Origin of the sequence: Sphingomonas sp. Ant20 (assembly GCF_000783375.1) — a bacterium.
Lineage (GTDB): Bacteria > Pseudomonadota > Alphaproteobacteria > Sphingomonadales > Sphingomonadaceae > Sphingomonas > Sphingomonas aerolata.
The window spans coordinates 48523-58409 of the sequence record NZ_JRVI01000029.1; the positions used below are offsets into that span (position 1 = coordinate 48523).

At 68.1% G+C, this 9887-nt stretch carries 8 protein-coding genes, 4 pseudogenes and 1 riboswitch; of the genes and pseudogenes, 10 read left to right on the forward strand and 2 right to left on the reverse strand.

All coding sequences use genetic code 11. The features are described from left to right. The first annotated feature begins 44 nt into the window (after nt 1-44). The 3 genes and pseudogenes from NI18_RS26585 (at nt 45) to cobO (ending at nt 2604) form a co-directional block, all read left to right on the forward strand. On the forward strand, nt 45-434 hold the full coding sequence (locus NI18_RS26585) for a hypothetical protein (RefSeq protein ID WP_306286260.1): 390 nt from the start codon (nt 45-47) through the stop codon (nt 432-434). Continuing rightward, nucleotides 385-1827, forward strand: a pseudogene (locus NI18_RS06090) (TonB-dependent receptor); the annotation flags it as partial. The gene NI18_RS26585 and the pseudogene NI18_RS06090, both read left to right, overlap by 50 nt. 171 nt (nt 1828-1998) lie before the next feature. After that, nucleotides 1999-2604: a cob(I)yrinic acid a,c-diamide adenosyltransferase gene (gene cobO / locus NI18_RS06095; protein WP_037528767.1), complete on the forward strand. Its 606-nt coding sequence runs from the start codon at nt 1999-2001 to the stop codon at nt 2602-2604. On the opposite strand, the gene NI18_RS06100 is transcribed toward cobO, so the two are convergent. Further along, the gene (locus tag NI18_RS06100) at nt 2601-3419 is read right to left on the reverse strand and encodes an ABC transporter substrate-binding protein (RefSeq protein WP_128082098.1); all 819 of its coding nucleotides are present in this window, start codon (nt 3417-3419) and stop codon (nt 2601-2603) included. The two genes, cobO and NI18_RS06100, sit on opposite strands and share 4 nt — an antisense overlap. A gap of 97 nt (nt 3420-3516) precedes the next feature. On the opposite strand from NI18_RS06100, the gene NI18_RS06105 reads away from it, so the two are divergent. From NI18_RS06105 to NI18_RS27845, 7 genes and pseudogenes are all read left to right on the forward strand, one after another. Beyond that, nucleotides 3517-4512 carry an iron ABC transporter permease gene (locus NI18_RS06105; RefSeq protein WP_037528769.1) on the forward strand — a complete coding sequence of 332 codons (996 nt, stop codon included), beginning with the start codon at nt 3517-3519 and terminating at the stop codon, nt 4510-4512. Beyond that, on the forward strand, nt 4506-5291 hold the full coding sequence (locus NI18_RS06110; RefSeq protein ID WP_037528771.1) for an ABC transporter ATP-binding protein: 786 nt from the start codon (nt 4506-4508) through the stop codon (nt 5289-5291). Before NI18_RS06105 ends, NI18_RS06110 begins: the two co-directional genes overlap by 7 nt. A 21-nt stretch (nt 5292-5312) precedes the next feature. Continuing rightward, nucleotides 5313-5502: riboswitch (cobalamin riboswitch) on the forward strand. A gap of 96 nt (nt 5503-5598) precedes the next feature. Next, nucleotides 5599-6015, forward strand: a complete 417-nt coding sequence (locus NI18_RS06115) for a DUF1636 domain-containing protein (protein ID WP_037528773.1) — start codon at nt 5599-5601, stop codon at nt 6013-6015. Then, a pseudogene (cobT, locus tag NI18_RS06120) lies at nt 6012-7028 on the forward strand (nicotinate-nucleotide--dimethylbenzimidazole phosphoribosyltransferase). The gene NI18_RS06115 and the pseudogene cobT overlap by 4 nt, the downstream one beginning before the upstream one ends. Nucleotides 7029-7084: 56 nt before the next feature. Continuing rightward, a pseudogene (locus NI18_RS06125) lies at nt 7085-7604 on the forward strand (histidine phosphatase family protein). Nucleotides 7605-7724: 120 nt separating this feature from the next. Beyond that, nucleotides 7725-8144, forward strand: coding sequence for an adenosylcobinamide-GDP ribazoletransferase (locus tag NI18_RS27840; RefSeq protein WP_347574807.1), 420 nt, complete (start codon nt 7725-7727; stop codon nt 8142-8144). Further along, the gene (locus NI18_RS27845; protein WP_347574808.1) at nt 8093-8320 is read left to right on the forward strand and encodes an adenosylcobinamide-GDP ribazoletransferase; all 228 of its coding nucleotides are present in this window, start codon (nt 8093-8095) and stop codon (nt 8318-8320) included. Before NI18_RS27840 ends, NI18_RS27845 begins: the two co-directional genes overlap by 52 nt. On the opposite strand, the pseudogene NI18_RS06135 reads toward NI18_RS27845, so the two are convergent. Further along, nucleotides 8288-9775: pseudogene (locus NI18_RS06135) on the reverse strand (cobyric acid synthase). The gene NI18_RS27845 and the pseudogene NI18_RS06135 overlap by 33 nt on opposite strands. Between the last annotated feature and the right edge of the window lie 112 nt (nt 9776-9887).

A 9887-nucleotide genomic window follows, 5' to 3' on the forward strand; every position in this document is an offset into this window, starting at 1 on the left:
GGCAGGCCCCGGCCGGTCGCTCGTGACGCCGGGGGTATCGTTTCATGACTAGAATTTTCGTTTCGCTTGCGGTTCTCGCGACCGCCACGGCCTTTGCATCGCCGGCCGCGGCCGAGCCCGATCCGATTGCCGCGGCGACGGGCGAGGCGGCAGGGGGCGACGCCGAGCTGGTGGTTACCGCATCGCGATCGGGGGACGCGGTTCCCGCCGATCAGCTCGGGGCGTCGGTGACAGTGCTCGACGCCGCCACGCTCGACCAGCGGCAGACCCGGATCGTGTCCGACGTGCTGCGCGACGTCCCCGCGCTGGCGGTCAGCCGGACCGGCGCGGTCGGGGGGGACGACGCAGGTCCGGATCCGCGGATCGGAGGGCAATCACGTGCTGGTGTTGATCGACGGGATCGAAGTATCCGATCCCTATCAGGGCGAATATGATTTCGGCACGCTGATTGCCGACGAGGCGGCACGGGTCGAGGTGCTGCGCGGCCAGCAATCGGCGCTGTACGGGTCCGACGCGATCGGCGGCGTCATTCAGTATCTCACGCTCAGCGGCGCGGAAGCCCCGGGCGTATCGCTGCGGGCCGAGGGGGGATCGTTCGGCACGTTTTCGGGCGGCGCGCGGGTCGCAGGCGTAGCGGGCAATCTCGACTACGCGCTGTCGAGTTCGACCTATCTCACCGACGGCACGCCGACCGCACGGGGCGGATCGCGCGACATTGGCGCGAAGAGCGTCGGCGCGACGGGCAAGCTCAGCTGGTCGCCCACCGACACGCTGAAGGTCACGGGCGTCGGGCGCTACAGCTATACCGATGCCGACAGCAACGACACGGCATTGAGCGGCCCGCAGTTCGGCACGATCGTCGATACGCCAGGCGCGCGCAGCACGGTCGAGGCGCATTACGGGCTCATCCGCGCGGAGTTGGCGCTGGCGGATGGCCGCTGGACGAATGCGCTCAGCGGCCAGTTTGCCGATACGACACGCCGGGCGCTGGCCGACGATGCCTTGAGCTTTGGCAACAAGGGACGACGGTACAAGGGATCGTTCGAAAGCGCCTTCCGGTTCGGCACTGATAGCATCCGGCATCGGCTGACCGCCGCGGTCGATGTCGAGCGCGAGGAGTTCCAGACGCTTAGCGCGGCTCCTTCGGAGTTCGTCTTTACGGGACGGCGGCATACCGACAATGTCGGGTTCGTTGGCCAGTATGACGTTGTCGTCGACGATGCGCTCGCGATCGGCGGATCGGTGCGGCGCGACGAGAATAACCGGTTCGATGACACCACCACTTATCGCGCGCAGGCGAGCTACCGGTTCGCGACCGGGACGCGGGTGCGCGGCGCCTACGGGACGGGCGTGAAGAACCCCGGCTATTTCGATCTCTTCGGCTATTCCGACGGTCGTTACATCGGCAACCCCAACCTCAAGCCGGAAAAGTCAAAGGGGTGGGAAGCCGGGGTCGAACAGGCTTTCGGGGGGGATCGTGCGACGATCGGCGCGACCTATTTCGACAGTCGGCTGACGAACGAGATCTTTACCACCTATCCTGCCCCCGACTTCGTCGCGACGCCCGGCAACCGCAATACGCGATCGACGCAGCATGGCGTCGAGGTGTTTGCCACCGCCCAGCCGATTCCGCAGCTGCGCTTCGACCTCGCCTATACCTATCTGAAGGCGCGCGAGGACGGGGGCGTGGAGATCCGGCGCCCCAACCATATCGGCAGCGTCAACATGACTGCGTTCAGCCGCGACGAGAGCGCCTCGGCGACCCTCACCGTCCGGTATAATGGCCGGCAGCAGGACGATGCCTATACCGATCCGAGCTATGTCCCTGTCCGCGTTTCGCTCCAGGAATATGTCCTCGTCAACCTGAACGCGGCGTACAAGCTGACGCCCCCGGCTATCGGTCTTCGGTCGGGTCGAAAACCTGTTCGACGAGCGGTACGAGGAGGTGTTCAGCTATGTTGGCCAGGGGCGTGGCGCCTATGCCGGCGTGAAGGCAGCATTCTGATGCGGAACGAGGCGGAGCACACGGCGCGGATGGCCAAGAAGAAGGTCGTCCAGGACAAGATCGTCGCGGCCAAGACGATCGAAAAGGGCCTGCTCATGGTCCACACCGGGCCGGGCAAGGGTAAGACCACCGCGGCGCTCGGCATGGCGGTGCGGATGATGGGGCACGGGCGAAAGGTTGGGATCGTACAGTTCGTCAAGGGTGCGATGACGACCGGTGAGAAGGTCATCTTTGACGCCTTTCCCGATCTGGTCGAGTTCAAGCCGATGGGCGAGGGCTTTACCTGGGATACGCAGGATCGGGCCCGCGATATCGCCGTGGCGCGCGAAGGGTGGGACGAGGTCCGCCGAATGATCCTCGACCCGAGCTATGCGATGGTCATCGCCGACGAGATCAACATCGTCCTGCGCTATGACTATCTGCCACTCGACGAGGTGCTTGCGGGGTTCGCGGCGCGACCGGCGATGACGCATGTCGTGGCGACGGGACGCAACGCGCCCGAGGCGTTGATTGCCGCGGCGGATCTCGTCACCGAGATGGGGCAGGTCAAGCATCCGTTCCGGGGCGGGGTCAAGGCCCAGGCCGGCGTTGAGTTCTAACGGTCGCGGCGAGGACCAGCCGGACGGGGCGTGCGCAACTGCGCCGCGAGGCTTTGCGCGGCCAGCACATAGGCGGGACCTCCGCAGACGGTCCACGCCTCGGGGATGCGCAGACGGGGAATCCCGTCGAGAATCGGATGATGCAGCATTTCGGTGCCCTGATCGGTCACGTGGTCGGTGGCGCTTTCGACTATGAGATAGTCCGGGCGTGCGAGCGCCATCTGTTCGAGCGACAGTTGCGATAGTGCCGGTTTGCCGAGCCGGGTCGCGAGATTGGCCAGCCCGAGACGCTGCATCAATTCGTCGACGAGCGTGCCGGTGCCGGTCAGGAAACCCCGACGCTGATAATAGGCCGCCGTATGACCACCTCCCGGCGCGCGCGGCAATCGTGCGAGCGCGGTGTCCATCCGGCGGATCAGCGTTTCGCCGCGATCGGGGTGCCCGATGGCGGCAGCAACCTGACGGACTTGCCTCACGATCGCGGCATAGCTGTCCGCGGGGGGCAGATCGAGCGTATCGACGTGCCGTCCGGCCAGCACGGCCGTGACCGTCTGGCGTCGGAACGGCGAGGCGATCACGAGATCGGGGCGGAGCATCAGCACGTCTTCGGCGCTGCCACGGCTGACTGGCATGGTACGCGCGGCGTTGGCGGCTGCGGACATGTTCGGATCGCGCGCGAACCGGGTGAGCGCGACGATCTGCGCGGGGTCGGCCAGCGCCAGAAGATACTGGTCAGCGCATAGGTTAAGCGAAACGATACGCGCCGGCGGTCGAGGCGCTGCCGCCGGAGCAGGTGCACCGGCGGCGGCGATCATCAGGATGGTCAGGAGACGGCGGCCGCGCATGCGCAAAGCCCTGCCGCAGCGGCCGCTTATGCGCTAGGCGGAAATCGATGCGGTGGGATCTGGCACTATGGAACGCGTGACGCGTGCGCGATTGGTCGGTGGCCTCGCGCTGCTTGCGCTGTTGGCCGGCGCCGCGTCGGTCGCGGTGGGTAGCGCGGCGATCCCGCTGGCGCATGTCGTGCGGGCGCTCAGCGGGCAGGGCGATCCGATCGAACGCGCCATCCTGTTCGAACTTCGTCTGCCGCGCGCGATCCTCGGGCTGGCGGTCGGCGCGATGCTGGGGCTTTCGGGTGCCGCGCTGCAGGGGTTCCTGCGCAATCCGTTGGCCGAGCCATCGGTGCTGGGTGCGTCGAATGGCGCATCGCTGGGCGCGGTGATCGCGCTGTATTTCGGGCTGGCGGAGCTTTACCCGGCGATGCTGCCGATTGTGGCGATCGCCGGGGCGTTCGCGGCGCTGGGGTTGCTGTTCGTGCTGTCGGCGGGGTCGCAAAGCGCCTTGTCACTGATCCTCGCGGGGATCGCGGTCGGAACGCTGGCCGTCGCGGGGGTCAGTCTTGCGCTCAACCTGTCCCCGAACCCGTTTGCGGCGATGGAGATCATGACCTGGTTGCTCGGGTCGCTCGAAGACCGGTCGTTCAGCCATGTCGCGCTGGCGCTGCCCTGTATCACACTCGGCATGGTGCTGGTCGCCTGGGACAGCCATGCGCTCGACGCGCTGACGCTTGGCGAGGATGGCGCGCGCGCGCTCGGCGTCGATCTGCGTCGGACGCGCGTTCGGATGCTGGTCGGGGTGGCGATCGGGGTCGGCGGCGCAGTCGCGGTATCGGGCGCGATCGGGTTCATCGGCCTGATCGTCCCGCATCTCGTCCGGCCGATGACAGATCGTTCGCCGTCGGCGATCCTGCTGCCCTCCGCACTGGGCGGGGCCGCATTGCTCACCTTTGCCGACGTGCTGGTCCGGGTGATCCCGACGTCGAACGAACTCAAGCTCGGGGTCGTCACCGCGTTTCTCGGCGTGCCGGTGTTCCTCGTCCACCTCATGCGCGAGCGGCGGCTGTGGTAGCCCTCTCCGCGGACCGCCTCAACGTCCGCCGTGCACGGCGGGTCGTGGTCGACGATGTCAGCTTCGCGGCAGAGGGCGGCGCGCTCATCGGGATCGTCGGCCCCAATGGGGCGGGCAAATCGACGCTGGTCCAGGCGCTGCTCGGGCTGGTTCCCGCTACGGGGGCGATCCTGCTCGACCGCGTTCCGCTGGCGGAGCGCTCGCGACGCGAGATTGCGCAGACGGTCGCGTATCTGCCGCAGGGTCAAAATCTTCATTGGCCGCTGAGCGTCGAACGTCTCGTCGCGCTGGGCCGATTGCCCCATCTCGCACCGCTGTCCCGCATCTCACGGGACGACCATGCCGCGATTGCCCGTGCGATGGCGGCGGCGGACGTGACCACGCTTGCGGCGCGTGTCGCGACCGAGATTTCGGGGGGCGAGCGGGCCCGCGTCCTGCTGGCAAGGGCGCTCGCGGTGGAGGCGCCGGCGCTGATCGTCGACGAGCCACTCGCGTCGCTCGATCCCGCGCATCAGATCGCAGTCATGGAGATCCTGCGGGCGCAGGCCGCGCGGGGTGTCCTGGTGATCGCCGTCCTGCATGATCTGGGGCTCGCCGCACGCTATTGCGATCGCATCCTCGTGCTAGACGCGGGCCGGCTCGTCGCCGACGGCGCGCCGTCGGCAGTGCTGACGCCGGCGCGGCTGCGTGAGACCTATGGTGTTCGGGCGTGGTTCGGATCGATCGAGGGCGTACCGGTCGTGGTACCGCTGACGCGTGACAGCGCGCAGGGCGATTGACCCGGGCCGCTCGCCCGGCCTATCCCTCTGACCGCGACAGGTTCCCCGGCGACGGGGGATGAAAAGGGAACGGGGAGAACCCCGGCTGCCCCTGCAACTGTAAGCGGCGAGCCATCGTGCCATCATGCCATTGGGATCCCGGTCCCGAGAAGGCGGCGCGAAGGGCTGTGACCCGTGAGCCAGGAGACCTGCCCGTCGCAGTCGTCTTTCGTCCGGCCAGGGTGCGCCGAGCGGACGGGGGTAAACCCGCGCGACGACATAACCAGCCTGCGGCCTGTGCCGCGGGCGCGTATGTCATGGGGTTTCAATGCCGAATCTACTGGTTCCCGCCGAAGACGGTGCGGCCGTCGTCGCCTGCAGCACCTGCCGCGCGTCCACCGATGCGAAGGACGATGCCGAGGGCATGCGCGGCGGTGCGAGACTCGTCGCGGCATTGCAGGCGGTCCAGGCGAGTGATTCGCGCTATGCCGGGATTGCGGTGCAGGCGATGCCGTGCCTGTTCGCCTGCCAGGACTTCTGCACCATCCACGTCCGCGGGCCCGCGAAGATCGGCTATGTGCTGGGGCGCTTCACGCCTGATGAGGAGGCGGCACGGGCGATCCTCGATTACGCCGTGCTGCATGCGGAGAGTTCGGAGGGGCAGGTGCCGTTTCGGCAGTGGCCTGCGGGGATCAAGGGGCATTTCATCACCCGGACGCCCCCCGCCGGCTATGTCGCGCAGTGACGCTGTTCCCGACGGTCGCGGCGTTCGAGGCGGCGCTGGAGGCCCTTCCCGTGGCAGACGACGCCGCGCGAGGGGCCGCATCGCTGCGGCAAACACAGTTGACCAAGCCGCCCGGATCGCTCGGCCGACTTGAAGACCTCGCGGTCTTCATGGCGGGCTGGCAGGGGCGCGAGCGGCCGCGGTTCGAGCGTGCGCGGGCGGCGATTTTCGCCGGAAATCACGGCGTTGCGGTGCACGGGGTGAGCGCTTTCCCGGTCTCCGTGACCGCACAGATGGTCGAGAATTTCCGTCGTGGGGGCGCGGCGATCAATGCGCTGGCGGATGCCGTCGGGCTCGAACTCGTCATCGCTGACATCGATCTGGAAACCCCCACGGCGGATTTCACGACGGGGCCGGCGATGGACGAAGCCGCGTGCTCGCCGCACTCAACATCGGTGCCGACGTCGTCGTGCCTGGGCTCGACATACTCGTCGTGGGTGAGATGGGGATCGGGAATTCTACGTCGGCCGCAGCACTGTGTCTGCGCAGTTACGGCGGAACCGCCGCCGACTGGGTTGGCCCGGGGGACGGGGGGTTGATGTGGCGGGAATCGCGCGGAAAATCGCGGTCGTCGAGGCGGGGATTGCGCGGCATGCTGATTTCCCGCGTACGCCGTTCGAGACGTTGCGGCGGGTGGGGGGGGCGTGAAATCGTCGCGATCGCTGGCGCGGTGGTGGCGGCGCGGCTGGCGGGGGTGCCGGTGATGCTGGACGGATTCATTTCGTCGGCGGCGATCGCACCGATCGCGGCGGCGTATCCTAGCATTACAGAGCATTGCATTGCCGGGCATTGTTCGGCCGAGCCGGGGCATGAGCGATTGCTTCAAGCGCTGAAACTCGAGCCTTTACTGAGACTTGGGATGCGGCTGGGGGGAGGGAAGCGGGGCGGCGGTTGCGGTGGGAGTGATCCGGTCGGCGTTGGCGGCGCATGACGGGATGGCGACGTTTGCCGAGGCGGGGGTGTCAGTGGCGTGAGTGGGGCGGTCCTGCTCCACCTGTTGCGGCATGGTGCGCCTGAACTGACCGGGCGGATGCTGGGGCGGACCGATAGCCCGGTTACGGCGGGGGGGGCTGGCGGCCTGTGTGGCGCGGGTAAAGTCACTGGGTTTCAAACAGATCGTCTGTTCTGATCTCATGCGATCGCAGGCTATTGCGGATGCGATCGGGCGGGAGCGGGGGATGGCTCCAACGACCGATGCGCGGTGGCGGGAGCTGGATTTCGGCGATTGGGACGGGCTGGCTGCGGCGGAGATCGACGCTGCGGCGTTGCAGCCGTTTTGGGACGATCCGGATGGTGCACCGCCACCGGGTGGGGAACGGTGGAGCGATCTGGTCGCGAGAATTGCCGATGCAATAGAAGATCTTAAATCTGAAACCTCATTGATCGTGACACATGGCGGGGCGATCCGGGCGGCGCTGAAATCACTGTGCGGGTTCGGGTTGCGCGAGCTCTGGGCGTTCGATTTGCCCTATGCAGCGTTGATTACGTTGCGGATCTGGCCGGACCGGACGGCGCAGATCGTGGGGCTGCAGACGGATCCGGTTTCGTGACGCGGCTGATCGTCGCCTTCGGCTTCCTGACGCGCGTGCCGATGCCGCAAGTCGCTGCGGACGCTGAGGATTTTGCTGCGGCGATCCGGTGGTATCCGGTCGTCGGGGCGTGCATCGGGGGTGGTCGTCGCGGCGGCGGGGTGGGTCGGCGCGCAGGTCGATCCGTGGACCGGTGCGCTCGCCGCGCTGACAATTTGGGTAGCGATTACAGGGGCTTTGCACCTGGATGGGCTGGCGGATCTGGCAGACGGGCTGGGTGCCGCGCATGGCGATCGCGACAGGCTGATCGCGGTGATGGCGGATCCGCATATCGGCAGCTTCGGCGTTGTGATGATCGCCCTGCAACTCCTTGCAAAACTTGTCTTACTGCATGCTGTCTTCGCGCAGGGATGGGCGGTCGTGATCGTCGTCCCGATGCTCGCGCGGATCGGGCCGTTATGCTGGGCGCGGTGGGTGCCGCTGCTCCGGGGAGGGCGGGGCTGGGAGGGATGGTGGCAGGGAAGATCAGGGTGCACGATCTGGTCTTTTGGGGGTGCGTAACAGGGTGTTTAGGGGTGCCTGTGCATGCCGTTGCAGGGGCCCCTGCACTGATCGCGCTATTCGGCTGGTGGCTGGTCCGGCGGGTCGGGGGCGTATCGGGGGATTGCCACGGCGCGGGGATCGAATTCGTCGAGACCGGGATGCTAGTCGCGATAGCCATTGCCGGCCGCGTCTGAGCCCGCGAGCTTCGACAGCGCGATCAGCGCGTCGATATCGAGATGGCGTTCGAGTGTTTCGGCGATCGCATCGAGCGCGGCGTCGATCGACGCGCCATGGTCGGCCGACCGCACCGACACCGAGCCGGCTGAGCCAGGCGCGACGCTGATCCGCGAGGCCGAGCAGGCCGTGGACATAGCTGCCAGAGACGAGCCCGTCGGGACTGACCGCGCCGTCGCGGCGGCCATCGTCGCGGGTCGTCAGCGCGCGCGCGGTGTCGGGGCCGGTGGTTTCGCCGATATGGATCTCATAGCCGTCGAACCGTGCGCCGATCGCGGTGCCGGCGACGCGCTCGAGCGTCTTGGCGGGGGACAGGATCGTCGTGACGTCGAGCAGGCCGAGCCCGGGGGCGATACCGGCGGGACCCTCCAGCCCGTCCGGATCGGCGATGCTGCGGCCGAGCATCTGATAACCGCCGCAAAGACCGAGCACCGGGCGGCCGTGGCGGCGATGCGCGTGGATGTCGATGTCCCAGCCCTGCGCGCGCACAAAGGCGAGGTCGGGGATCGTCGCCTTGGAGCCGGCGAGGATGATCATGTCGCGTCGGGGATCGGTTCGCCGGGCGCGACCATGACCAACGTGACGCCGGGGTCGAGCCGCAGCGGATCGAGATCGTCGAAATTGGCGATGCGCGGGGTGATCGGACAGGCGATGACGACCTGGCCGTCCTGCCGGTCGTGACCGGTCCCGCGTTCGAGGATGACCGCATCCTCGCTCGGCAGGCGGGCGGCCTCGGGCAGCCAGGGGATGACGCCATAGCCGCGCCAGCCCGACCGCGCCTCGATCGCGCGATAGCCGTCGTCGAACAGTGCGGGGTCGCCGCGAAACTTGTTGACGAGGAAGCCGTGGATCATCGCGGCGTCGGCGGGATCGATCACCGCGCGCGTGCCGACGAGCGAGGCGATGACGCCGCCCCGGTCGATGTCGCCGATCAGGATGACGGGGACGCCGGCGGCGCGCGCAAAGCCCATGTTTGCGATGTCGGCGGCGCGCAGATTGATCTCGGCGGGGCTGCCCGCGCCTTCGACGACGACGATGTCCGCCTGCGCCCGGAGCCGGTGATAGCTGGCGAGCACGTCGTCCATCAGCCCCGCGCGCCCCTCGCGCCAGCGGCTCGCGCGCAGGATGCCGCGGACGTTGCCGTGGACGACGAGCTGCGAACTGCGGTCGCCCTGCGGCTTGAGCAGGACGGGGTTCATGTCGGTGGTCGCAGCGGTGCGCGCAGCGATCGCCTGGGTCGCCTGGGCGCGGCCGATCTCGCCGCCATCGGCGGTGACGGCGGCGTTGTTCGACATGTTCTGCGGCTTGAAGGGCCGGACGGCGAGCCCGCGATTGGCCAGCGCGCGACAGAGGCCGGCGACGAGCACCGACTTGCCGACGTCCGAGCCGGTGCCCTGGAGCATCACCGCACCCACAGCAGCACCCCCGTGACGATCCAGAGCAGCAGGCAGGCGCGGCGATAGACCTGGAGCGCGCGGGCGATGTCGGCGGCGGTGGCGGCGGGCCGGCCGCTGCCGATCCAGGGCG

What these genes read in the sequence shown, in the direction of transcription:
- NI18_RS26585 (WP_306286260.1), top strand. Translation starts at nt 45, where the DNA reads ATGACTAGAATTTTCGTTTCGCTTGCGGTTCTCGCGACCGCCACGGCC.
- NI18_RS06100 (WP_128082098.1), bottom strand. Translation starts at nt 3,419, where the DNA reads ATGATCGCCGCCGCCGGTGCACCTGCTCCGGCGGCAGCGCCTCGACCG.
- NI18_RS06115 (WP_037528773.1), top strand. Translation starts at nt 5,599, where the DNA reads ATGCCGAATCTACTGGTTCCCGCCGAAGACGGTGCGGCCGTCGTCGCC.
- NI18_RS06105 (WP_037528769.1), top strand. Translation starts at nt 3,517, where the DNA reads ATGGAACGCGTGACGCGTGCGCGATTGGTCGGTGGCCTCGCGCTGCTT.
- NI18_RS27845 (WP_347574808.1), top strand. Translation starts at nt 8,093, where the DNA reads ATGGTGGCAGGGAAGATCAGGGTGCACGATCTGGTCTTTTGGGGGTGC.